The 24,210-nt window shown below is 68.1% G+C and carries 21 protein-coding genes and 1 tRNA gene; 16 read left to right on the top strand and 6 right to left on the bottom strand.

The window, feature by feature from the left end; genetic code table 11:
- Positions 1-122: 122 nt before the first annotated feature.
- Positions 123-1,163, top strand: coding sequence for an alpha/beta fold hydrolase (locus ACPTTF_RS11845; RefSeq protein WP_423371270.1), 1,041 nt, complete (start codon positions 123-125; stop codon positions 1,161-1,163).
- A gap of 183 nt (positions 1,164-1,346) precedes the next feature.
- Positions 1,347-2,108: a 4'-phosphopantetheinyl transferase family protein gene (locus ACPTTF_RS11840; RefSeq protein WP_423371269.1), complete on the top strand. Its 762-nt coding sequence runs from the start codon at positions 1,347-1,349 to the stop codon at positions 2,106-2,108.
- Between the two features lie 30 nt (positions 2,109-2,138).
- Here the strand turns inward: ACPTTF_RS11840 and ACPTTF_RS11835 are convergent, their stop codons facing one another.
- Positions 2,139-3,059 (bottom strand): glutamate/aspartate ABC transporter substrate-binding protein, encoded by a 921-nt coding sequence (locus ACPTTF_RS11835; protein ID WP_423371268.1) that lies wholly within the window; start codon positions 3,057-3,059, stop codon positions 2,139-2,141.
- Between the two features lie 213 nt (positions 3,060-3,272).
- On the opposite strand from ACPTTF_RS11835, the gene hutH reads away from it, so the two are divergent.
- The 11 genes from hutH to ACPTTF_RS11780 all read left to right on the top strand — a co-directional run bounded on the left by hutH (position 3,273) and on the right by ACPTTF_RS11780 (position 15,651).
- Complete coding sequence (hutH, locus tag ACPTTF_RS11830; protein WP_423371267.1) at positions 3,273-4,796, top strand: histidine ammonia-lyase; 1,524 nt, start codon at positions 3,273-3,275, stop codon at positions 4,794-4,796.
- A gap of 4 nt (positions 4,797-4,800) precedes the next feature.
- Positions 4,801-5,496, top strand: coding sequence for a histidine utilization repressor (gene hutC / locus ACPTTF_RS11825; RefSeq protein WP_423371266.1), 696 nt, complete (start codon positions 4,801-4,803; stop codon positions 5,494-5,496).
- Between the two features lie 38 nt (positions 5,497-5,534).
- Entirely contained in the window at positions 5,535-7,223 is a 1,689-nt protein-coding gene (gene hutU / locus ACPTTF_RS11820) for a urocanate hydratase (protein ID WP_166960392.1), read from the top strand.
- 2 nt (positions 7,224-7,225) lie between these two features.
- Positions 7,226-7,849 carry a HutD family protein gene (locus tag ACPTTF_RS11815; protein WP_423371265.1) on the top strand — a complete coding sequence of 208 codons (624 nt, stop codon included), beginning with the start codon at positions 7,226-7,228 and terminating at the stop codon, positions 7,847-7,849.
- Between the two features lie 4 nt (positions 7,850-7,853).
- The gene (hutI, locus tag ACPTTF_RS11810) at positions 7,854-9,077 is read left to right on the top strand and encodes an imidazolonepropionase (protein WP_423371264.1); all 1,224 of its coding nucleotides are present in this window, start codon (positions 7,854-7,856) and stop codon (positions 9,075-9,077) included.
- 4 nt (positions 9,078-9,081) lie between these two features.
- Complete coding sequence (locus tag ACPTTF_RS11805) at positions 9,082-10,458, top strand: formimidoylglutamate deiminase (RefSeq protein WP_423371263.1); 1,377 nt, start codon at positions 9,082-9,084, stop codon at positions 10,456-10,458.
- A 59-nt stretch (positions 10,459-10,517) separates the two neighbouring features.
- On the top strand, positions 10,518-11,315 hold the full coding sequence (hutG, locus tag ACPTTF_RS11800) for an N-formylglutamate deformylase (protein WP_423371262.1): 798 nt from the start codon (positions 10,518-10,520) through the stop codon (positions 11,313-11,315).
- Between the two features lie 363 nt (positions 11,316-11,678).
- The gene (locus ACPTTF_RS11795; RefSeq protein ID WP_166960379.1) at positions 11,679-11,903 is read left to right on the top strand and encodes a hypothetical protein; all 225 of its coding nucleotides are present in this window, start codon (positions 11,679-11,681) and stop codon (positions 11,901-11,903) included.
- A gap of 168 nt (positions 11,904-12,071) precedes the next feature.
- Complete coding sequence (locus ACPTTF_RS11790; protein ID WP_423371261.1) at positions 12,072-12,878, top strand: gamma-glutamyl-gamma-aminobutyrate hydrolase family protein; 807 nt, start codon at positions 12,072-12,074, stop codon at positions 12,876-12,878.
- A gap of 12 nt (positions 12,879-12,890) precedes the next feature.
- Positions 12,891-14,228 carry a glutamine synthetase family protein gene (locus ACPTTF_RS11785; protein WP_166960373.1) on the top strand — a complete coding sequence of 446 codons (1,338 nt, stop codon included), beginning with the start codon at positions 12,891-12,893 and terminating at the stop codon, positions 14,226-14,228.
- A gap of 28 nt (positions 14,229-14,256) precedes the next feature.
- The gene (locus tag ACPTTF_RS11780) at positions 14,257-15,651 is read left to right on the top strand and encodes an aspartate aminotransferase family protein (RefSeq protein WP_423371260.1); all 1,395 of its coding nucleotides are present in this window, start codon (positions 14,257-14,259) and stop codon (positions 15,649-15,651) included.
- A gap of 22 nt (positions 15,652-15,673) precedes the next feature.
- Here ACPTTF_RS11780 and cysC read toward each other — a convergent pair whose 3' ends face one another.
- The 3 genes from cysC to ACPTTF_RS11765 all read right to left on the bottom strand — a co-directional run bounded on the left by cysC (position 15,674) and on the right by ACPTTF_RS11765 (position 17,643).
- On the bottom strand, positions 15,674-16,243 hold the full coding sequence (cysC, locus tag ACPTTF_RS11775; RefSeq protein ID WP_423371259.1) for an adenylyl-sulfate kinase: 570 nt from the start codon (positions 16,241-16,243) through the stop codon (positions 15,674-15,676).
- Positions 16,244-16,567: 324 nt separating this feature from the next.
- A tRNA-Val gene (locus ACPTTF_RS11770) sits at positions 16,568-16,642 on the bottom strand.
- 98 nt (positions 16,643-16,740) lie between these two features.
- Positions 16,741-17,643, bottom strand: coding sequence for a LysR family transcriptional regulator (locus tag ACPTTF_RS11765; RefSeq protein ID WP_423371258.1), 903 nt, complete (start codon positions 17,641-17,643; stop codon positions 16,741-16,743).
- 173 nt (positions 17,644-17,816) lie between these two features.
- Between ACPTTF_RS11765 and ACPTTF_RS11760 the strand changes: the two genes are divergently transcribed.
- The 3 genes from ACPTTF_RS11760 (at position 17,817) to ACPTTF_RS11750 (ending at position 22,357) form a co-directional block, all read left to right on the top strand.
- Complete coding sequence (locus ACPTTF_RS11760) at positions 17,817-19,568, top strand: acyl-CoA dehydrogenase family protein (protein ID WP_423371257.1); 1,752 nt, start codon at positions 17,817-17,819, stop codon at positions 19,566-19,568.
- Positions 19,565-20,767, top strand: a complete 1,203-nt coding sequence (locus ACPTTF_RS11755; protein ID WP_423371256.1) for a CaiB/BaiF CoA transferase family protein — start codon at positions 19,565-19,567, stop codon at positions 20,765-20,767. The genes ACPTTF_RS11760 and ACPTTF_RS11755 overlap by 4 nt, the downstream gene beginning before the upstream one ends.
- 171 nt (positions 20,768-20,938) lie before the next feature.
- Complete coding sequence (locus tag ACPTTF_RS11750; protein WP_423371255.1) at positions 20,939-22,357, top strand: MFS transporter; 1,419 nt, start codon at positions 20,939-20,941, stop codon at positions 22,355-22,357.
- 139 nt (positions 22,358-22,496) lie between these two features.
- On the opposite strand, the gene ACPTTF_RS11745 is transcribed toward ACPTTF_RS11750, so the two are convergent.
- Both ACPTTF_RS11745 and argA read right to left on the bottom strand, forming a co-directional pair.
- Entirely contained in the window at positions 22,497-22,772 is a 276-nt protein-coding gene (locus ACPTTF_RS11745; RefSeq protein ID WP_006478357.1) for an oxidative damage protection protein, read from the bottom strand.
- 50 nt (positions 22,773-22,822) lie between these two features.
- Entirely contained in the window at positions 22,823-24,202 is a 1,380-nt protein-coding gene (gene argA, locus ACPTTF_RS11740; RefSeq protein WP_039364826.1) for an amino-acid N-acetyltransferase, read from the bottom strand.
- Between the last annotated feature and the right edge of the window lie 8 nt (positions 24,203-24,210).

The following is a 24,210-nucleotide window of genomic DNA, read 5'->3' as shown; positions in this document are numbered from 1 at the left end:
CAACTCGGACCGACCGCGAAGCATGGGGTCCGAGTAAGCGCCAAAGCGCCAACTCGGACCGACCGCGAAGCATGGGGTCCGAGTAAGCGCTAAAGCGCTAACTCGGACCGACAGGAGACACGATGACGATTTCGAACGAAGGCAGCGGAACGACGCAGGGCAGCCGCGCGGCGGGCGCATTGCCACCCGAGCCCGTGACGCTGCGCGCGGCCGACGGCTATGAATTGCGTGGCCACGTATGGCGCCATCGCGGCGGCAGTGTCGCGCGGCCCGTGACGGTCATCAATTGCGCGACGTCGGTGCGTTGCGACTACTACTTTCGTTTCGCGGCCTGGCTGTTCTCACAGGGGCGCGACGTGCTCGTCTACGACTATCGCGGCATCGGCGGGTCGCGCCCGGCGCAGCTCGCGAAGCTGCGCGCGAACTGGCTCGACTGGGGGCGGCTCGATTGCGAAGCCGCGCTGCAATACGCTCGCGACGCGTTTCCAGGCCAGCCGATCGACGTCGTCGCGCACAGCATCGGCGGGTTCGCGCTCGGGCTCGCGGCATCGAACGGTCACGTGCGGCATGCGGTGACGGTCGGCGCGCAGTACGCTTACTGGCGCGATTACCTGCCGGCCGAACGGCGGCGCATGTGGTGGAAGTGGCACGTTGCGATGCCGGTGCTCGCGACCGTGTTCGGCTACGTGCCCGCGAAGCAGCTCGGCTGGATGGAGGACACGCCGCGCGGCGTCGCGTTGTCGTGGGTGCGCTCGCAGGCGCGCTTCGAGGATGGCTATACGAGCGGCCCGCTCGCTGAACCCGCCGCGAGCCGCGCCGCGTTGCCCGCACGCTTCGCGGGGCTGTCGGCGCCGATGCTCGCGATCGGCCTCGACGACGACGGGTTCGGCACGGTCGAAGCGATCGAGCGGCTGGTCGGCTACTACACGGGCAGCGACGTCACGCATCTGCGGATCGGGCCGGCCGACATCGGCGTCGATGCGATCGGCCATTTCGCGTTTTTCCACAGCCGCTTCACCGACACGCTGTGGCCGCTTGCGTTGTACTGGCTGCAGCACGGCGTGCTGCCGGCCGATGCGCCGGGCCGCGTGCGCGCGCTTCACCCGGCGTCGCGCGGGCGGGCAGCGGGCAGCGGCGTGCCGGGCGTCGCCGCGAACGGGTGATGCACGGCGGCTGCCCGATGCGTCGCAGGCATCGCGTGCTGCCGTGCGCGGCCTTCGCATGCCGCTCATGAAGCCGCTCCGGTTCGATGCGGCCGCGGCGATCCGCACACCCGCCGGCTCGTACGCCGGCGCGATCGATTAACATCGGGCGTTCCCTTTCACAGCACAGGCTGCCGCGCATCGATGTCCATTCCGTCCGATTCCGCTTCTCCGGCCGACACCCCCCGCGCGTGGCGCGTGCACGCGCTCGATGTGCCGCCCGCCGCAGCCCGCGCGGGTGTGCGGGTCGTGCGCATCGATTTCGACTGGAGCATCCCGCTCGCCTCGCCGGCCTATGCGGCACTGAGCGATGACGAGCGCGCGCGTGCCGCGCGCTTCATGCGTCACGAGGATGCGGTACGCAGTGCCGCGACGCGTGCCGCGCTGCGCGACGTGCTCGGCGCGGCCCTCGGTGTCGCGCCGAGCACGGTCGCGATCGTCGTCGACGAATCGGGGCGGCCGTCGCCGGCCCCCGCGCATCGGACGGAACTCGATTTCAACGTGTCGCATGCAGGCGCCCACGCGTTGCTCGCGTGGGCGCCCGCGGGCCGCGTCGGCGTCGATATCGAGTGTTGTGACCGCGCGGCCGACTGGCGTGCGCTGACGCGCGAAGTCTGCGCGCCCGCCGAGGCCGCCTGGCTCGACAGCACGTCGCCCGCCGCGCGCGCGGCGGCGTTCATGCGCGTGTGGTCGGCGAAGGAAGCGCTGCTCAAGGCGCTTGGCACCGGCATCGTCGGCGGGTTGCGTGCGTTCGCGGTCGTGCCGCCGCGCGATGCGGCGACACCCGCGACGACGATCGTCGACCCGACCGCGCCGGCGGCCGGCGTCGCGGCGTTCGATGCCGCGTGGCTCGATGCGGCGCCCGGCTACGCGGCGTGCGTCGCGTGGACGCGCACGCGCACATAGCGCAGGTCACCGCACGTCAACCGGCGTCGCTCATTCGAGCGGCGCGTCGTTCGGCGCCGCGTAGCGCGCCTTGATCACGTCGCTCATCGGGAAGTCGAACGCGAGCCCCTTCGGCGGCACCGGCTTCAGGAACCACCTGTCGTACAGCGCGTCGATCTCGCCGCGCTTCATCAACTGCACGAGCACGCCGTCCACGAGCGCCTTGAACTGCGGATCGTCCTTGCGCAGCATGAATCCGTAGGCTTCCGACGACTGCGGCGTGCCGACGATCTGCCAGTCGGCCGGCTTCGCGGCGAGCTGGCGCACGCCCGCGAGCAGCACGTCGTCCATCATGTACGCGGCCGCGCGGCCCGATTCGAGCGTGAGGCGTCCTTCGCCGTAGTCCTTCGCGCTGATGATCTGCATGTTCATCTTCTTTTCCTCGTTCATCCTGCGCAGCAGGCGCTCGGACGTCGTGCCCTGGTTCGTCACGACCGTCTTGCCGGTGAGGTCGGGGAAGTCGCGGATGCCCGAGCTCGTGCGCGTGAGCAGGCGCGTCGTCGCGACGAAGAAGGTGGTCGAGAACGCAACCTGCGCGTGACGCGCGGCGAGGTTCGTGGTGACGCCGCATTCGAGATCGACGGTGCCGTTCTGCACGAGCGGGATGCGGTTCTGCGACGTGACGGGGATGAAGCGCACCTGCAGGTCGGGCTTGCCGACGCGCGCCTTCACGGCGGCAATCACGCGGTCGCACAGGTCCTGCGAGAAACCGATGACCTTGCCGTTCGCGTCGACGTAGGAGAACGGCACCGACGTTTCGCGGTGGCCGATCGAGATCAGGTTGCCCTGCCGGATCTTCTCGAGCGTGCCCGAGAGCGGCTCCGCGGCGAACGGGGCGCCGCATGCGAGGGCGCATGCGGCGGCGAGCAGGCCGCGGCCGAGCAGGGCGGTGAAACGGGGCGGGAAGTGCATGACGGTCTCCGTGGCGAATGGTGATCCGTATGTTGCCAAAGACAAAATAATTGCAACATATGTTAATAACCGGATCCCGCCAACCGATCCGGCGGGCCCCATCGGGCATCAGGGAAACTCCCAAGTCGAAATCGGTGAAAAACGGGTTGTCTAGACAAGTTCAGGTGGCTACACTTCAAACCACTCCGAACTTGTCTAGACAGGATTGCTCACATGATTACGTTGACCCCCGGCCACCTGACCCTCCCGCAACTGCGCCAGATCGCACGCGAATCCGTGCAGCTGACGCTCGACCCGGCCAGCTTCGCGAAGATCGACGCCGGCGCGAAGGCCGTCGCCGACATCGCCGCGAAGGGCGAGCCGGCCTACGGCATCAACACGGGCTTCGGCCGCCTGGCCAGCACGCACATCCCGCACGACCAGCTCGAACTGCTGCAGAAGAACCTCGTGCTGTCGCACGCGGTCGGCGTCGGCGAGCCGATGGCGCGCTCGTCGGTGCGCCTCCTGATGGCGCTGAAGCTGTCGAGCCTCGGCCGCGGCCACTCGGGCATCCGTCGCGAAGTGATGGACGCGCTGATCACGCTGTTCAACGCAGACGTGCTGCCGCTGATCCCGGTGAAGGGCTCGGTCGGCGCATCGGGCGACCTCGCGCCGCTCGCGCACATGTCGGCCGTGCTGCTGGGCGTCGGCGAAGTGTTCATCCGTGGCGAGCGCGCAAGCGCAGTCGACGGTCTGCGCGTCGCGGGCCTCGTGCCGCTGACGCTGCAGGCGAAGGAAGGCCTCGCACTGCTGAACGGCACGCAGGCATCCACCGCGCTGGCGCTCGACAACATGTTCTCGATCGAAGACCTGTACCGCACCGCGCTGGTCGCGGGTGCGCTGTCGGTCGACGCGGCTGCCGGCTCGGTGAAGCCGTTCGACGCCCGCATTCATGAACTGCGCGGCCATCAAGGCCAGATCGACGCGGCAGCGTCGTATCGCGACCTGCTCGAAGGCTCGCCGATCAACCAGTCGCACCGCGATTGCGACAAGGTGCAGGACCCGTACAGCCTGCGCTGCCAGCCGCAGGTGATGGGCGCGTGCCTGGACCAGATGCGCCATGCAGCCGACGTGCTGCTGATCGAAGCGAACGCCGTATCGGACAACCCGCTGATCTTCCCGGATACCGGTGAAGTGCTGTCGGGCGGCAACTTCCACGCGGAACCCGTCGCGTTCGCGGCCGACAACCTCGCACTGGCCGCAGCTGAAATCGGTGCGCTGGCCGAGCGCCGCATCGCGCTGCTGATCGACGCGACGCTGTCGGGCCTGCCCCCGTTCCTCGTGCGGGATGGCGGCGTGAACTCGGGCTTCATGATCGCCCACGTGACGGCTGCCGCGCTCGCATCGGAAAACAAGACGCTCGCGCACCCGGCGTCGGTCGACTCGCTGCCGACTTCCGCGAACCAGGAAGACCACGTGTCGATGGCGACGTTCGCCGCGCGCAAGCTCGCCGACATCGCGGACAACACGAAGCACATCCTCGCGATCGAACTGCTGGCTGCCGCACAAGGCGTCGACCTGCGCGCGCCGTACCACACGAGCCCGAAGCTGGCGCCCGCGATGGAAACGATCCGCGGCAAGGTTGCGCACTACGAGCTCGACCACTACTTCGCACCGGACATCGCAGCGATCGCGAAGCTCGTCGGCGAGCGCGCGTTCGCGAAGATCGCGCCGTTCTCGTTCGCATCGGAACAGTAAGCCCATGAGCGCGCCGGTCTACCAGGAGATCAAGGATTTCATCCTGGGCCGCATCCACGCAGGCGAGTGGGAGGAGGGCGACCAGGTGCCGTCCGAGAACGAGCTGGCGCGCGAATTCAAGGTGGCGCGCATGACCGTCAACCGCGCGCTGCGCGAGTTGACGGCCGAGCAGGTGCTCACGCGCATGAAGGGCGCGGGCACCTACGTCGCGCGGCCGAAGTACGAGTCGACGCTGGTGGCGATCCGCAGCATCTCGGAGGAGGTCGGCGCGCGCGGGCACGCGTATCACGCCAGCGTGCTCGGCCTCGACACGATCCGCGCCGACGAGGCGCTCGCCGACGAGATGCAGGTGGCGGTGCGCACGAAGCTGTTTCACTCGCAGGTGCTGCACTTCGAGAACGACGAGCCGGTGCAGCTCGAAGAACGGTGGGTGAATCCGGCGGTCGCGCCGGATTACGCCGGGCAGGATTTCACGAACACGACGCCGAACCTGTACCTGATGCGCGCGGCTCCGCTGCAGCGCGTCGAGTACCGGATCGAAGCGGCGGCCCCGGCGCCGGAGCGGCGCGAGCAGCTGCGGATGGACGACGTCGAGCCGTGTCTGGTTTTACATCGGCGCACCTGGTCGCAGGGCGTCGTCGCCTCGGTGGCGAATCTGTGGCATCCCGGCAGCCGTTATCGCTTCACCGGGCATTTCTGATTCCTATTTGATATTCATTTCCCTCGGGAGCAGTCGTCATGAACCATCCGAAACACATCGATCCCCGTCTCGATCCGACGCGCACGATCCGCGCGCCGCGCGGCAGCGAGAAAGTCTGCAAGACCTGGCTGGCCGAAGCGGCCTACCGGATGATCCAGAACAACCTCGACCCGGAAGTCGCCGAGCATCCGCATGCGCTCGTCGTGTACGGCGGCATCGGCCGCGCGGCGCGCAACTGGGAATGCTACGACCAGATCCTCGCGTCGCTGAAGGATCTCGAAGAGAACGAGACGCTGCTGATCCAGTCGGGCAAGCCGGTCGGTGTGTTCCGCACGCACAAGGATGCACCGCGCGTGCTGCTGGCGAATTCGAACCTCGTGCCGCACTGGGCGAACTGGGACCACTTCCACGAGCTCGACCGCAAGGGCCTGATGATGTATGGCCAGATGACGGCCGGCAGCTGGATCTACATCGGCAGCCAGGGCATCGTGCAGGGCACCTATGAAACGTTCTTCTCGGTCGCGAACCAGCACTTCAACGGCGATCCGTCGGGCCGCTGGATCCTGACGGGCGGCCTGGGCGGCATGGGCGGCGCGCAGCCGCTGGCCGCGACGATGGCCGGCTTCTCGATGATCGCGGTCGAATGCGACGAGACGCGTATCGACTTCCGCCTGAAGACGCGCTATGTCGACAAGAAGGCGACGACGCTCGACGAAGCGCTCGGCATGATCGAGGAAGCGAAGCGCACGGGCAAGCCGGTGTCGATCGGCCTGCTCGGCAACGCGGCCGACGTGTTCCCGGAACTCGTCAAGCGCGGCATCACGCCGGATTGCGTGACCGACCAGACGAGCGCGCACGACCCGATCAACGGCTACCTGCCGCAAGGCTGGACCGTCGCGCAATGGCGCGAAGCGCAGAAGGTCGATCCGCAGAGCATCGTGAAGGTCGCGAAGCAGTCGATGGCCGTCCAGGTGCAGGCGATGCTGGATCTGCAGGAGCGTGGCGCGGCAACGCTCGACTACGGCAACAACATCCGCCAGATGGCGCTGGAAATGGGTGTCGAGAACGCGTTCGACTTCCCGGGCTTCGTGCCGGCGTACATCCGCCCGCTGTTCTGCGAAGGCAAGGGTCCGTTCCGCTGGGTCGCGCTGTCGGGCGATCCGGAAGACATCTACAAGACCGACCAGAAGGTGAAGGAGCTGATCCCCGACGATCCGCACCTGCACAACTGGCTCGACATGGCGCGTGAGCGCATCGCGTTCCAGGGCCTGCCGGCACGGATCTGCTGGGTCGGCGTGAAGGATCGCTATCGCCTCGGCCAGGCGTTCAACGAGATGGTCAAGAACGGCGAACTGAAAGCCCCGATCGTGATCGGCCGCGACCACCTCGACACGGGTTCGGTCGCGAGCCCGAACCGCGAGACGGAATCGATGAAGGACGGTTCGGACGCCGTGAGCGACTGGCCGCTGCTGAACGCCCTGCTGAACACCGCAGGCGGCGCATCGTGGGTGTCGCTGCACCATGGCGGCGGTGTCGGCATGGGCTTCTCGCAGCACTCGGGCGTCGTGATCGTCGCCGACGGTACCGCCGAAGCGCACGAGCGCCTCGGCCGCGTGCTGCTGAACGACCCGGCGACGGGCGTGATGCGCCATGCGGATGCCGGCTACGAACTCGCGCAGCAGACGGCCCGCGAAGCCGGCCTGAAGCTGCCGATGCTCGGCCGCTGAGCATGACGGCGCTCGACCAGGCGCCGGTGAACGCGACGCTGGCCGCCGCGCTGATCCGCGCAGCGGATCTCGTCGCGTCGCCATGGAAGAACGGCGGCGGCGTGACGCGCGAAATCGGCGCGTTCCCCCCGGGCGCCGCGCTCGACGCGTTCGCGTGGCGCGTGAGCGTCGCGGACGTCGGCACGGCCGGGCCGTTCTCGCGTTTCGACGGAATCGACCGCACGCTCGTGCTGCTGTCCGGCGCGGGCATGACGCTCGCCGAGGAAGGCGGCGCACGCCACGTGCTCGACGCACCTTTGACCCGCGCGGATTTCGCGGGCGAGGCGGCGATCGACGCGACGCTGCACGACGGCGCGACGCGCGACTTCAACCTGATGACGCGTCGCTCGGCCGCGCGCGGCACGCTCGACGTGTGGCGCGCGGGCGTGCACCGCATCGGGCACGCCGATACCGTGCTGCTGCATTGCGCGGCCGGCGAGGCCGCCGTTGAAATCGACGGCACGCACTACACACTGCAAGAAATGGACACGTTGCGGCTCGATGGGCCGCGGCGTGCGTTTGACGTCGTCGTGAGCGGTAGCGGCGCGTTGCTCGCCGTGTCGCTCGCCATCGGCGAACGAGACTGAACGCATGAAACCGACTGTCTGGCATCACCTGAGGCTGTGTCCGCACGGCCATCCTGACGAGACGATCGACGACGCCGCGATCGCCGTCGACGAAACCGGCACGATCGCCTGGCTCGGCGCGATGTCCGCGCTGCCGCACGGTTATGCCCACTGGCAGCGCGAGGATCTGCATGGCGCGTGGGTGACGCCTGGCCTCGTCGACTGCCATACGCACCTCGTGTACGGCGGCACGCGTGCCGACGAATTCGCGCAGCGCCTCGCGGGCGTCAGCTACGAGGAAATCGCACGGCAGGGCGGCGGGATTGTGTCGACGGTGCGCGCGACACGCGCGGCCGACGAGACGACGCTGTTCGTGCAGGCCGCCGCGCGGCTGCAGCCGCTGCTCGCCGAAGGCGTGACCGCGATCGAGATCAAGTCGGGCTACGGGCTCGACCTCGCGAGCGAACGCAAGATGCTGCGCGTCGCGCGCCAGCTCGGCGAGCGTTTTCCGGTCACGGTCTACACGACCTTCCTCGGCGCGCACGCGTTGCCGCCGGAATACGCGGGCCGCGCGGACGAATACATCGACGAAGTGTGCGACCGGATGCTGCCGGCACTGGCCGACGAAGGGCTCGTCGACGCGGTCGACGTGTTCTGCGAACGCATCGGCTTTTCGCTCGCCCAGACCGAGCGCGTGTTCGAAGCCGCGACACGACGCGGGCTGCCCGTGAAGCTGCATGCGGAGCAACTGTCGAACGCGGGCGGCACGGCGCTCGCCGCGCGTTATCGCGCGCTGTCTGCCGACCACCTCGAATTTCTCGACGAAGCCGGCATCGAGGCGATGAAGGCGGCCGGCACGGTCGCCGTGCTGCTGCCCGGCGCGTACTACTTCATTCGCGAGACGCAACTGCCGCCGATCGAGCTGCTGCGCAAGCACGGCGTGCCGATCGCACTCGCGACCGATCACAACCCCGGCACGTCGCCGCTCGAATCGCTGCTGCTGACGTTGAACATGGGCTGCACGTTGTTCCGCATGACGGTGCCCGAAGTGCTGCAGGGCGTGACGCGCCATGCGGCCGCGGCGCTCGGCCGCGCGGATCGCCACGGCGCGCTCGAGGTCGGTCGCCAGGCCGACTTCGCCGCCTGGTCGGTCAGCTCGCTGGCGGAGCTCGCCTACTGGATCGGCCGGCCTCTGTGCGAGCAGGTCGTACGCGGCGGCACGACCGTGTTTCGCCGGATCAATGGATAGCCTTATGACCGACACCCTGTTGTTCGCTGACCATGCGTACCTGCCCGATGGCTGGCGCCGTAACGTGTTGCTGCGCTGGGACGCGGCCGGCACGCTGACCGGCGTGACGCCCGACACCGATGCCCCGGCAGGCGTCACGCGTGCGGCCGGGCCGGTGCTGCCCGGCATGCCGAACCTGCATTCGCACGCGTTCCAGCGCGCGATGGCGGGGCTCACCGAATACCGCGCGAATCCGGCCGACAGCTTCTGGAGCTGGCGCGACCTGATGTACCGCTTCGCGCTGAAGATCACGCCTGACGCGCTCGCCGCGATCGCGCGCTGGCTGTATGTCGAGATGCTCAAGTGCGGCTACACGTCGGTGTGCGAATTCCACTACGTGCATCACACGCAGGACGGCTCGCGTTATCCGCAGATCGCGGAACTCGGCACGCGCGTGATCGACGCCGCGCGCGAGGCCGGCATCGGCATCACGATGCTGCCGGTGTCGTACCAGTTCGCCGGCTTCGGCAACAAGCCGCCGCGCGACGACCAGCGCCGCTTCATCAACACACCCGATGGCCTGCTCGAGCTGCTCGACGCGATGCGTCGCGTGGCACCGGAGCACGGCGGGCTGCGCTACGGCGTTGCACCGCACTCGCTGCGGGCGGTATCCGAGAACGGGTTGCGCGTGCTGCTCGAGGGGCTGCCCGACGATGCGCCCGTGCATATCCATATCGCCGAGCAGACGGCCGAAGTCGACGACTGCGTGCGTGCGTACGGCGCACGCCCCGTACAATGGCTGCTCGATCGCTTCGACGTCGATGCACGCTGGTGTCTCGTGCATGCGACGCATGTCGACGCGGCCGAAACGGCAGCGCTCGCGAAGCGTCGCGCGGTCGCCGGCCTGTGCCTGACGACCGAAGCGAACCTTGGCGACGGCGTGTTCCCGGCCGTCGACTATCTCGCGCAGGGTGGCGTGATCGGCGTCGGCTCGGACAGCCACGCATCGGTCGAATGGCGTTCCGAGCTGCGCCTGCTGGAATACGGGCAACGGCTCGTGCATCGCGCGCGCAACGTGCTGGCGAGCGACACGCAGGCGCATGTCGCCGATCGCCTGTTCGACGCGTCGCTCGCGGGCGGCGCGCAGGCCAGCGGGCGGCGTGTCGGTGCGCTGCGCGAAGGGTGCCGCGCCGACTGGCTCGTGCTCGATCCCGATCATCCGGCGATCGCCGAACACGACAGCACGTCGTGGTTGTCGGGTATCGTGTTCGCGGAGCACGGCGAGACGCCGGTGCTCGACGTCTACACGGGCGGCGAGCGCGTCGTGAGCGGCCGCCGCCATCGCGACGAAGCCGTCGCGTATGCCGACTACCGCGCCGCGCTGGCGCAACTGCTGCGCTGATGCGCGCAACCGGCGCACGCCGCATGCGTGCGCCGGCAGACCTTTAACGGTGATGCGACATGACTGAACAACCGGCTGTATTCACGCTGAAGCAGGGCACGCTGCCGCTGCTGATCTCGATCCCGCACGCAGGCACGCACATCCCCGACGACATCGCCGCGACGATGACCGCCGACGCGCGGTTCGTCGACGATTGCGACTGGCATCTCGAACGGCTGTACGGATTCGCGGCCGGCCTCGGCGCATCGATCCTCGTACCGTCGCATGCGCGTTACGTCGTCGACCTGAACCGTCCGCCCGACAACGAGAACCTGTACCCGGGGCAGGACACGACGGGGCTCGTGCCGGTCGATACGTTCGACAAGGCGCCGCTGTATCCGGCGAACGCGCTGCCCGGCAACGACGAGATCATGCGTCGCCGCGATCGCTACTGGCTGCCGTATCACGACGCGCTGCAACGCGAGGTCGCGCGCCTGAAGCGCGAGCATGGCCGCGTGCTCGTGTGGGAAGCGCATTCGATCCGCTCGCACGTGCCGCGCTTCTTCGACGGCCGCCTGCCGGATTTCAACTTCGGCACGTCGAGCGGCACGAGTGCCGCGCCGGGTCTGGCAGAAGCGCTGGCCGCGCGCGTGCTCGAACATGGCGGCTATACGGCCGTCGCGAACGGGCGCTTCAAGGGCGGCTACATCACGCGTCACTATGGCGTGCCGGATACCGGCGTCGAGGCTGTGCAGCTCGAACTCTCGCAGATCACCTACATGGAAGAGACGCGTCCTTACGCGTATGACGAAACGCGTGCGGCGCGGATTGTGCCGCTATTGCAGACGCTCGTCGAAACCGCGCTCGCGCATCGCTGAACACGGGCCGCACGGATGCGGCAGCGCGGCGGAGCAGGTGCATCGCAGCCCGCCGGCACGCAGCGTGCCGCACCGATGCGACGCACAACACGGCATCGATCCACACGATCGATGCCGTTTTTTCGTCTGGCTTTCGTCTGATCGATGCCGTCATCGGCACCTGAAAATTTGACGCAATTTTTAGGTGATATAAGCTGAATGTCAGGAAGTCGTCACGCGCGCATCGGCGGCGGGCCATCGATCGTGGCCGCGTCGCGCCGGAATTCGCTGCGAGACACCTTGCCGACGTGTCGCCGCGCGGCGTTGCCGCATGCGCTTGATCGCGACACGTGTCCTGCATTCATCCGTCAGTCGAGTACGATCGTGAAAGCCGCCAGCCCTTCGATACGCCGGACGCGAAGTCCGTCGGCGGGCGCGCCGCCTCAGGCCGGGCCGATCCGGCATGCTGATCGCGGCACGCGTGCCGCCGCTTTACGCGAGCCTCGTTTCTTCGCCATTTCCCATCGCGGCCTGCGCCGCTTCAATCTCGTGGCCGCGCACGTGTTCAGCGCGGTGCAGTGCGACGGCAGCGCATCGTTGTTGCCCTAGCGTCCTTTTCCGCTTCCGTTCCGGGTTGCATCGCCTGTTGCCGCATCGTTCGCGCGGCAGGATCGCGCATGGGCATGCGCCGCGCTGTGGTGCGCGCGTGCGGCGCCGGCGCGAACCTTCATCGTCCCGTGTGCGAACGTGTCGCGCACGATTGCCGGAGAGTCACCCATGCGTGCGCGCCCGATCGTAGCCGTTACCGCCGACCGTATCCTGCGCGGTGCGCATCCGAACCACACGGCGGGGGAGAAGTACCTGGCCGCGCTCGTCGACGGTGCCGGTGCGCTGGCATTCGTGCTGCCCGCGCTCGGCGCGCGCCAGCCGGCCGATGCGATCGTCGCGGCGGTCGACGGGTTGCTGTTGACCGGCAGTCATTCGAACGTCGAGCCGCATCATTACGGCGGTGCCGCGAGCACGCCCGACACGCTGCACGATCCCGCGCGCGACGCGACCGCGCTGCCGCTGATCCGCGCGGCGATCGAAGCGGGCGTGCCCGTGCTCGCGATCTGTCGCGGCATGCAGGAGCTGAACGTCGCCTACGGCGGCACGCTGCATCAGCGGCTGCATGCGACGGCCGGCTTCGACGATCACCGCGAGCGGCCGGCCGATCCGCTCGAGCGGCAGTACGGCCCTGCGCACGTCGTGCAGTTCGCATCGGGCGGCCTGCTGCAGCGGGTCGCACGTGGCGCGCGGGAGGCGACGGTCAATTCGCTGCACGACCAGGGCATCGCGCAGCTCGGCGCGGGGCTCGTCGTCGAAGCCAGCGCGCCGGACGGACTGGTCGAGGCCGTCAGCGTGCGCGGCGCGCGCGCGTTCGCGCTCGGCGTGCAGTGGCATCCAGAATGGCGCTACGCGGAACAGCCGCTGTCGCGCGACATCTTCGCGGCATTCGGTGCGGCCTGCCGCACGCGCATGACGCATCGCATTCATGCAGCCGGTGGCGCAATGCCGTCGCCGGCCGCATCCGACGTCGACTGATAGAGGCCGATCATGCAACCCGAACTGAGCGAATTCCTGCGACAGCACCGCATCACCGAAGTCGAGGCGATCATCCCCGACATGGCCGGCATTGCGCGCGGCAAGATCATCCCGCGCAACAAGTTCGAATCCGGCGAATCGATGCGCCTGCCGCAGGCCGTGATGGTGCAGACCGTCACCGGCGACTACCCGGAGGACGGCACGCTGACCGGCGTGACCGATCCCGACATGGTGTGCGTGCCCGATCCGTCGACGATCTGCCTGATTCCGTGGGCGGTCGATCCGACCGCGCAGGTGATCCACGACTGCGTGCACTTCGACGGCTCGCCGGTCGAGATCTCGCCGCGCTACGTGCTGCGACGCGTGCTCGACCTGTACAAGGCGAAAGGCTGGCAGCCGGTCGTTGCGCCCGAGCTCGAGTTCTATCTCGTCGACATGAACGCCGATCCCGATCTGCCGCTGCGTCCGCCGGTCGGCCGCACCGGGCGCGCGGAGACCGGCCGGCAGTCGTATTCGATCGAGGCCGTGAACGAGTTCGATTCGCTGTTCGAGGACATCTACGAATACTGCGAGATGCAGGGGCTCGATATCGAGACGCTGATCCACGAGGTCGGCGCCGCGCAGATGGAGATCAACTTCGTACACGGCGATGCGCTGTCGCTGGCCGACCAGGTGTTCCTGTTCAAGCGCACGGTGCGCGAGGCGGCGCTGCGCCACAACATGTACGCGACCTTCATGGCGAAGCCGATGCAGGACGAGCCGGGCTCGGCGATGCACATCCACCAGAGCCTCGCCGACGCACGCACGGGGCGCAACCTGTTCTCCGACGAAGACGGTGCCGTGTCGCCGATGTTCCACAGCTATCTCGCCGGGCTGCAGAAGTACACGCCCGCGCTGATGCCGATCTTCGCGCCGTACATCAACTCGTATCGCCGCCTGTCGCGCTTCATGGCCGCGCCGATCAATGTGCAGTGGGGCTACGACAACCGGACGGTCGGCTTCCGCATCCCGCAGTCGGGCCCGTCGGCGCGCCGCATCGAGAACCGGATTCCGGGCGTCGACTGCAATCCGTACCTCGCGTTCGCGGCGACGCTCGCCGCCGGCTATCTCGGCTTGTCGCAGCAGCTCGCACCGACCGAGCCGATCGCGTCGGACGGCTACAACCTGCCGTATCAGCTGCCGCGCAACCTCGAGGAGGGCATCTCGCTGATGGCGGCCAGCACGCCGCTGGCCGGCATTCTCGGCGACAAGTTCGTGAAGGCGTACCTGGCGCTGAAGGACACCGAATACGAAGCGTTCTTCCGCGTGATCAGCTCGTGGGAACGCAGGCATCTGCTGCTGCACGTCTGAGCGTGCGGCACGGTTATCCGGAGGAAACATGACCGATCGAAACGAAGCCTTCTCACCGCATTCGACCGCCGAATACCGCGCGCTCGATGCCGCCCACCACATCCACCCGTTCTCTGACATGGGCGCGCTGAACCGCGCAGGCAGCCGCGTGATCGTGAAGGCCGACGGCGTCTACCTGTGGGACTCGGACGGCAACAAGATCATCGACGGGATGGCCGGCTTGTGGTGCGTGAACGTCGGCTACGGCTGCAAGGCACTCGCCGACGCCGCGTATCGCCAGCTGCAGGAACTGCCGTTCTACAACACGTTCTTCAAGACCACGCACCCGCCGGTGATCGAACTCTCCGCGATGCTCGCGGAAGTCACGCCGGAAGGCTTCAACCACTTCTTCTACTGCAACAGCGGCTCGGAAGGCAACGACACCGTGCTGCGCCTCGTGCACCAGTACTGGCGCGTGCAGGGCCAGCCGCAGAAGAAGTTCGTGATCTCGCGCAAGAACGGCTATCACGGCTCGACGATCGCGGGCGGCACGCTCGGCGGGATGGGCTACATGCACGAGCAGATGCCGTCGAAGGTCGAGCACATCGTGCACATCGACCAGCCGTATTTCTTCGGCGAAGCGGCGGCCGGCGAAACGCCCGAGGCATTCGGCCTTGCCCGCGCGCAGCAACTCGAAGCGAAGATCCTCGAACTCGGCGCGGAGAACGTCGCGGCATTCATCGGCGAGCCGTTCCAGGGCGCGGGCGGCGTGATCTTCCCGCCGTCGACGTACTGGCCGGAAATCCAGCGGATCTGCCGCAAGTACGACATCCTGCTCGTCGCCGACGAAGTGATCGGCGGCTTCGGGCGCACCGGCGAATGGTTCGCACACCAGCACTTCGGCTTCGAGCCCGACCTGATCACGATGGCGAAGGGCCTCACGTCGGGCTACGTGCCGATGGGGGCGGTCGGCATTCACGAACGCGTGGCGCGGCCGATCATCGACAACGGCGAATTCAACCACGGCCTCACGTACTCCGGCCACCCGGTCGCCGCGGCCGTCGCGGTCGCGAACCTGAAGCTGCTGCGCGACGAAGGGATCGTCAGGCGCGTGAAGAACGACATCGGGCCGTACTTCCAGCGCCGGCTGCGCGATGCGCTGGCCGACCATCCGATCGTCGGGGAGATTGCGGGAGCGGGGCTGGTCGCGGGCGTTCAGCTTACGCGCGACCGGAACCGGCGCGAGCGGTTCGGTGCGAACGTCGATATCGGGACGATCTGCCGCGACTTCTGCTTCAACGGCAACCTGATCATGCGTGCGACCGGCGACCGGATGCTGCTGTCGCCGCCGCTCGTGATTCGCGAGGCGGAGGTCGACGAGATCGTCGACAAGGCGAAGCGTGCGTTCGATGCGACGGCTCAGCGGGTGGGGCATTCCGCATGAGCCGCCGTCGCGCCCGCCGTGACTACACGTGGGCGTAGCGTTGCAGATCGAATTCGATGATGCGCGCGACGCAAGCCGCGATGCTCGTCGTTCCGGTATCGAGGACGAGATCGGCGCTGACGGGTGCTTCGTATGGATCCGAGATGCCGGTGAACTGGCGGGTCTGGCCGGTGATTGCCTTTGCATACAAACGCTTCGGATCCCGCGCGGAGCACGTCTCGATGTCGGTCTGCAGGTAGATTTCCACGAAGCGCTCGCGGCCGATGATGTCTCGTGCGAGTTGCCGGTCCGCGGCGTAAGGGGAGATCAGCGCAACGATTACCGTGATGCCCTGGGCGTTCAGCAGCTTCGCTATTTCGGCCGTGCGTCGACAGTTCTCCGCGCGGTCTTCGCGTTTGAAGCCGAGATCGGGCGACACACCCGCGCGGAGTTCGTCGCCGTCGAGCATGCAGACGGGGATCTGGTGTTCGCGAAGGTGGGCAGCGACCTGGCGCGAAAGTGTGGATTTGCCGGCGCCGCTCAGGCCGGTCAACCACAAGGTATGTGACGTGGACAGTGTCATGGCTGCATCGGAACGGTGCGCACGGGTCACGCCATGCGTGATCCTGTGACTGGAACGGGAGCCGACGCTGCCTCGGTCGGCCGTTATTGTTGGGCGATTCTATTCAGCCGCTATCTGGCAGATGTTACGGATTGGTTACCGTGCATTACGCATACCGGGTCGCGAGAGTTGGCGGTGCGCGTTGCGGGGCCGAGTGTTCCCGAGTGTTCGAGACGCAGGGGATGTGCGAGGGGCGATGAACGGCGGCCGGCATGCGTTGGCGGCTCGGCGCCGAGTCGGACGGGGCAGCAATGGCGTGGCGCGAAGCCAAAACGAAAAGGGCCTGCGTCGTGAGACGCAGGCCCTTGAATTCTTTGGTGGGCGGTACTGGGATCGAACCAGTGACCCCTGCCGTGTGAAGGCAGTGCTCTACCGCTGAGCTAACCGCCCAAAGAAGCTGAAATTATGTCAGTGCTTTGAGGGTCTGTAAAGCACTTTCTGCAAATATTTTTCAGATACCCGCAAATACCTGCGAGCCGGCCGTGCACTCAGCCCGCGAGTGCGGGCAGCGCGTCGATCGACGTGCGCACGTAGTCGGCGAAGCGCAGCGCAACCGGTTCGGCCGCGCCGCTGCGCTTCAGTGCGAGCGTGCGCGATTCGAGCGACGCATCCTTCAGCGGCCGGAACGCGAGCCGGTCGCTCTTCACCTGCTGCAGCACACGCGGCACGAGCGCGATACCCATCCCGAACTCGATCATCGACAGGATCGTCTGCCACAGCCGTGCCTCGTGGCGAATCAGCGGGCTGAAGCCGGCGTTCACGCATTGCGCGATGATCAGGTCGTGATAGTGCGGCGCCGCTTCGCGCGGGAACAGGATGAACGGTTCGGCGGCCAGTGCGGCGAGCGCCACCTGCCTGCGCCGCGCGAGCGGATGCGCGGCCGGCAGGCAGCACACGAACGGCTCCGCATAGACGGGCACCGATTCGACCTCGGGCGGGAAGTGGCCCCAGTGCGCGTAGCCGAGATCGATCTGGCCGCGCTGGATCGCCTGCACTTGCGCCTGGGTGTTCATTTCGCTCAGCACGACCTCGACGCCCGGGTAGTCGGCCTCGAAGCGCTGTACGGCATCGGGCAGCCCGCGATACAGCATCGAATGAACGAAGCCGATCCGCAGCCGGCCCGCGAGACCGGACGCGGAGCGCACCGTCAGGCGTTCGGCCTCGGCCGCCTGCAGCAGCAGCCGGCGCGCTTCGCCGAGCAGCACCTCGCCCGCGTTGGTCAGCGCGACGGTCTTGTTGGTGCGCGAGAACAGCTGCACGCCGAGCGTGTCCTCGAACTTGCGGATATCGAAACTCAGCGCCGGCTGCGAGATGAACAGGCGCTTCGCCGCGCGCCCGAAATGCAGCTCCTCGGCGACCGCCACGAAGTAGCGCAACTGCCTCAGTTCCATGGTGTCTCCTCGCGGCGTCGGCATCGATAAGCGATATCTATCGTACCGGATAAATCCTGTATTGGACGCTTATCGATCGCGCGCCTACGCTCTGCGGAAGGCTTTGCGCGGGACTGGCCGGGCGCCGCAGCGGCGCCTCCAGCCGACGTGCAGGCAACCCAGGAGACGCACGCATGAACGACACCGCACGCACGCCGGACGCCGGCGCATCCAACATCCCCGACAGCCGGGGCATCAATTTCTTCACAGTCGATCCCGACCTCGGCGCGTTGCTGAAGCTGCATCTCGGCGACGCGCACTATGCAGCGTTGGAGCCGCGGCTGCGCGCGCTCGGCGCACGCGTGTCGGGCGAGCTCGACGAATGGGCGTCGCGCGCGGACAAGCACCCGCCCGTGCTCGAGCACCGCAACCGGCGCGGCGAGGCCGTGCAGCGGATCGACAAGGATCCCGCGTACGTCGCGCTCGAACGCGTTGCATATGCGGAGCTCGGGCTCGCGTCGCTGAGCCACGGGCCGGAATCCGTGCCGCCGCTCGTCAAGTACGCGCTGACGTTCCTGTTCGTGCAGGCGGAATTCGGGCTGTGCTGCCCGGTCAGCATGACCGATTCGCTGACGCGTACGCTGCGCCGTTTCGGCGATCAGGCGCTCGTCGCGCGCTACCTGCCGATGCTTGCGTCGCACGATTTCGACACGCTGTACCAGGGCGCGATGTTCATGACCGAGCAGGCGGCGGGTTCCGACGTCGGCCGGATCGCCACGCGGGCGACGCGCGAGACGGACGCGCACGGCGAGACCGTCTGGCGCCTGACCGGCGACAAGTGGTTCTGCTCGAACGCGGACGCCGATCTCGCGATGGTGCTCGCGCGGCCCGACGGCGCGCCGGACGGCATCAAGGGCCTTGCGCTGTTCCTGCTGCCGAAGACACTGCCGGACGGCACGCGCAACCGCTACCGGATCGTGCGCCTGAAGGACAAGCTCGGCAGCCGGTCGATGGCGAGCGGCGAGATCGCACTCGAAGGTGCGCAGGCCTGGCTGATCGGCGAAATCGGCCGCGGCTTTCACCAGATGGCCGACATGATCAACATGTCGCGGCTGTCGAACGGTGTGCGCGCGGCGGGGCTGATGCGGCGCGCGCTGAACGAGGCGCTGCACGTCGCCGCGCACCGCGAGGCCTTCGGTCGCAAGCTGATCGAGATGCCGCTGATGCAGCGCCAGTTGCTGAAGATGCTGCTGCCGGCCGAGGCCGCGCGCGCGATGTTCATGCAGATCGCGCTGCTGCTGCCGCAGGCGGATGCGGGCGACGAGCAGGCCGCGCGCTGCGTGCGGATCCTGACGCCGTTGATCAAGTTCCGCGCGTGCCGCGATGCGCGGCGCGTGACGGGCGACGCGATGGAAGTGCGCGGCGGCACCGGCTACATCGAGGAGTGGAGCGACGCGCGTATCGTGCGCGATGCGCATCTCGGCTCGATCTGGGAAGGCACGAGCAACATCGTCGCGCTCGACGTCGCGCGGGCCGCGCAGCGCGAGCAGGCGCTCGACGCGCTGCGTACGTTTCTGGGCGACCGCCTCGGCGCGGCGCCGCTGCCCGACGCGAGCCGCGCGGCGCTGCGGCGCATCCTCGCGCGCGCCTGCGACGCGCTCGCGCGGGTCGCGGCGGAAGGTGACGACGCGCGCGTGCGGCAGGCCGCATCCGCGCTGTACTACGCAAGCGCGGCCGTGCTGATGGCGTGCGAGGGTGCGCGGCTCGCGCCGGATTTCCGGCGTCTCGCGCTCGCGCACCTGGTCGTGCGCCACAAGCTGCTGCCGGTCGATCCGCTTGCGCCGCCATCGCGCGACGACGAATCCGCCGCCTACGACGCGCTGCTGCGCGGCACGCCGATCGCGCTCGATACCGCGCTCGACCTGCTGCCGGAGGTCGAACGATGACCGCTTCGCGTGGCGCACTGGACGGCCTGAAGGTCGTCGACCTGAGCCGCGTGCTCGGCGGCCCGTACTGCACGCAGGCGCTCGCCGACCACGGCGCGACGGTGATCAAGATCGAGCCGCCGGACGGCGACGAGACGCGCGGCTGGGGGCCGCCGTTCCTCGGCGATACCGCGTGGTATTTCATGGGCGTCAACCGCAACAAGGAAGGGCTCGCGCTCGACCTGTCGCGCGACGAGGGGCGGGCGATCCTGTGGCGCCTGCTCGAAGAGGCCGACGTGCTCGTCGAGAACTTCAAGCCCGGCACGCTCGCGCGTTGGGGGATGGATTACGCACGCGACCTGCAACCGCGCTTCCCGCGGCTGATCCACTGCGCGGTGACGGGCTTCGGCGAAGGGGGCCCGCTCGGCGGGCTGCCCGGCTACGACGCGGTGATCCAGGCGATGGCGGGGCTGATGAGCGTCAACGGTGAGCGCGACGGCGATGCGACGCGTATCGGCCTGCCGATCGTCGACATGGTCACGGGCCTCAATGCGCTCGCGGGCATCCTGCTGGCGCTCGCGGAGCGCGAGAAGAGCGGGCGCGGGCAGTCGATCGACATCGCGCTGTACGACTGCGGCGTGTCGCTGCTGCATCCGCACCTGCCGAACTTCTTCGGTTCAGCGCGCGTGCCGGAGCGCAGCGGCAACGCGCATCCGAACATCGCACCGTACGACAGCTACCGCACGGCGACCGTGCCGATCTTCCTCGCGATCGGCAACGACCGCCAGTTCGCGCGGCTCGTCGCGCATCTCGGCGTGCCGGCGCTCGCGGGCGATCCACGCTTCGTCGACAACCGCAACCGCTGCGCGCACCGTCCCGAGCTGAAGGCCGAACTGGAAGCACGGCTCGCCGAGCACGCATGCGAGCCGCTCGCGCGCGACCTGATGGCGGCCGGCGTGCCGTGCGGGCCGGTGCGAACGGTGGCCGACGTCGCGCACGATCCGCATGCGCTGCACCGGAACCTGTTCGTCGAGATCGGCGCGTATCGCGGCACGGCGTCGCCGGTGAAGCTGTCGCGCACGCCGGCCACCTATCGTTCGCCGCCGCCCGCGCTGGGCGGCGACACGCGCGCGGTGCTCGATCGCCTCGGCGTCGATCCCGCGCTTCAGCAGCAACTGCTCGAGGCCGGTGTTCTGAGGGCGGCGCCCGACCAGACGTGACCGGCCGACGGGGCCCGCAGGCGAGCATGACGGGCCGGCAGGCCGCAACGAAAAGCAGCGCAACACAGGGCAACGCAACCTGAAGCAACATCGCCGGCCGGCGGCGTAAAGCCGGTCACCCGGAAAAGGCGCGCGACAGTCGCGCCACCGATCACAGACATGGAGACATCGATGAGCCGTCTGCAATCCCCGTCCGCCGCTCAGCCGCAGCCGCGGCCCGGCCGCGCCGCCTTCGCGGCGTTCGTCGGCACCACGATCGAGTGGTACGACTTCTACATTTACGGCACCGCCGCGGCGCTCGTGTTCGGCAAGGTGTTCTTTTCGAGCACGATGGATCCCGGCGTCGCGACGCTGCTCGCGTTCGTCACGTTCTGGGCCGGCTTCGCCGCGCGGCCGCTCGGCGGCATCGTGTTCGGGCATCTCGGCGATCGTGTCGGCCGCAAGACCGCGCTCGTGATCACGCTGGTGATGATGGGGCTGGCGACGACCGGCATCGGCCTGTTGCCCGGCTACGCGCAGATCGGCGTATGGGCGCCGGCCGGCCTCGTCGTGCTGCGCGTACTGCAGGGCATCGCGGTCGGCGGCGAGTGGGGCGGCGCGGTGCTGATCGCGAGCGAGAACGCGCCGAAGCATCGCAGCATCCTGTATGCGGCGTTCGCGCAGCAGGGTTCGCCCACCGGCAACTTGCTGGCCACGGCCGCGTTCTTCGCGCTGAGCGCGCTGCCGACTCCCTCGTTCCTGATGTGGGGCTGGCGCATTCCGTTCCTGCTGTCGGCCGTGCTCGTGATCATCGGCATGGTGATCCGGCTGAAGCTCGAGGAGTCGGCCGACATGCAGCGCGTGCTCGCGCGCAAGCGCACTGTGAAGCTGCCGCTGCGCGACGTCGTGCGCGATCACTGGGTCGTCGTGCTGCTCGCGGCCGGCACGCTGCCGGTGATCAACGTCACGTACTTCCGCAGCACGTTCGCGCTGTCGTGGGCGACGAAGGAGCTCGGCTACGCGCAGGGCACGTTCCTCGGCATCCTGTCGATCTCGCTCGTCGTGCAGTTCCTGCTGCAGCCGGTCGGCGCGTGGTTCGTGTCAAAGGTCGACATGCGCCGCGCGATGTGCTGGATCCTGATTCCGGAAATCGTGCTGATGCCGGTGATGTTCCATGCGCTCGCGACGCGGTCGTACTGGGTGGCCGTCGCCGGCATGTGCATCTCGACGATTCCGTCGGCGATGTTCTATGGCGCGGTCGGCGGCGTGCTCGCGCGGGTGTTCCCGGCGAACATCCGCTACACGGGCCTGTCGCTCGCGTATCAACTGAGCGCGCTCGTCGTCGGCGGCGGTACGCCCGTGCTCGCGCAGGCGATCCTCAATGCGACCGGCAGCATCGTCGGCGTCGCGGTCGCATCGGGGCTTTACGCGTTCGTGTCGCTCGTCTGCATGCTGGCGCTGCTGAATCGCACCGGGTATCGCGCGGACGAACTGTCGACGGCCGAACGCAGCGACGCGGCCGAATGGGGCACCGAAGGCGGCAGCGCGGAATCCGCGGCTGACGGGAATGCACAGCCGGGCGAGGGCGGCGCGCTGAAGCCGGCCGGCTGAGCGGCACGCAACGCTGTCGCGCGGGAGGCCGGAACGTACCGGATGCGTATCGCCAAAAGAAAACGGCACCGTGCGAAACACGGTGCCGTCTTTCCCGGAGCACGCGGCCGGCAGGCTGCCGGCCGCGTGCGTCGCGTCATCAGCCTTCCGTCGGCGGCACGTAGCCGGACGCCTGGTCCGCACCGTCGCCGAAGAAGTACTTTTCCGTCTGCTTCATCAGGTACTGGCGCGCGCGCGGGTCGGCCATGTTCAGGCGGTTCTCGTTGATCAGCATCGTCTGCTGCTTGAGCCAGCCCTGCCACGCTTCCTTCGAGACGCTCTCGTAAATGCGCTTGCCGAGTTCGCCCGGCAGCGGCGGGAAATCGAGGCCTTCGGCTTCCTTGCCGAGCTTCGCGCATTGAATCATTCGAGCCATCGTGTACTTCTCCTGTAATCGAACTGGGGGGAGGGCAGTCGTGCCTGCGCTCAGAGCTGCTTCATCAGCACGAGCGACTTGCGCTGCCAGTTATAGAGTTTGCGGCGGTCTTCCGGCAGGTCGTCGACGCTGACCTTGACGAAGCCGCGCTTGAGGAACCAGTGCTCGGTGCGCGTCGTGAGCACGAAGATGTGCGTGAGGCCGCGCGCGCGGGCGCGCTGCTCGATGCGCTTGAGCAGGCGTTCGCCGTCGCCCGAGCCCTGCGCTTCCGGCGCGACCGTCAGGCACGCCATCTCGCCGATCTTCTCCTGCTGGTACGGATACAGCGCCGCGCAGCCGAACAGCACGCCATCGTGCTCGATCACCGAGAAGTGGTCGATGTCGCGTTCGATCTGGTGGCGGCCGCGCCGCACCAGCGTGCCGTCCGACTCGAGCGGCTCGATCAGCGACAGGATGCCGCCGACGTCGTCCGGCGTCGCCTCGCGCAGGCTTTCGAGGTTCTCGTACGAGATCATCGTGCCGACGCCATCGTGCAGGAACAGTTCGAGCAGCATGCTGCCGTCGAGCGACTGCGGGATCAGGTGGGCACGGGTCACGCCGCCGCGGCACGCGCGGATCGAGTGCTTCAGGAAGAACGCGTCGTCGCCCTGGACGTTGCCGGAATCGAGCAGCTCAGCGGCGGCGTCGAGCGACATTTCGCGCACCAGCTCGCCTTCGTCGTCGACGATGCCGGGCGCTTCGGTCAGGAAGATGATCTTGTCGGCGCGCAGCGCGATCGCGGCGGCCGACGCGACGTCTTCCATCGACAGGTTGAACGCTTCGCCGGTCGGCGAGAAGCCGAGCGGCGACAGCAGCACGAGCTTGCGGCTCGCGAGCGAATGACGGATCGATTCGGCGTCGATCTTGCGCACGATGCCCGTATGCGCGAAATCGACCCCGTCGAGAATCCCCACCGGCCGCGCGGTCACGAAGTTGCCCGACACGACGCTGATGTGCGCGTGCGCCATCGGCGAGTTCGGCAGACCCTGGCTGATCGCGGCCTCGATGTCGAGACGCACTTCACCGGCCGCTTCCTTCGCGGATTCGAGCGCGCGCGCATCGGTGATGCGCAGGCCGTGCGAAAACTCGGATTCGACACCATGCAGGCTCAGCTGCTCCTCGACCTGCGGGCGCGAGCCGTGCACCAGCACGATCTGGATACCCATCGCCTGCAGCAGCGCGATGTCGGACACGAGCGCGTTCAGGAGCCCCTGCTGCACCACCTCGCCGCCAAACCCCACGACGAACGTGCTGTTGCGGAACTTGTGGATATAGGGCGCGACGGAGCGCATCCAGTCGACGAACTGCGCGTGACTGGCGGCCGAGTCGTCGGCGGCCGGCGGCGTCGTGGCGCCGGTCTGGGCGGGGGGGAGGTCGGTTTGGGAATTCATGGGCGGGA

Origin of the sequence: Burkholderia crassaminum, from assembly GCF_964265005.1 — a bacterium.
Classification (GTDB): domain Bacteria; phylum Pseudomonadota; class Gammaproteobacteria; order Burkholderiales; family Burkholderiaceae; genus Burkholderia.
Note: the sequence above shows the minus strand (reverse complement) of the source record. Positions and strands in the feature narration are given on the sequence as shown.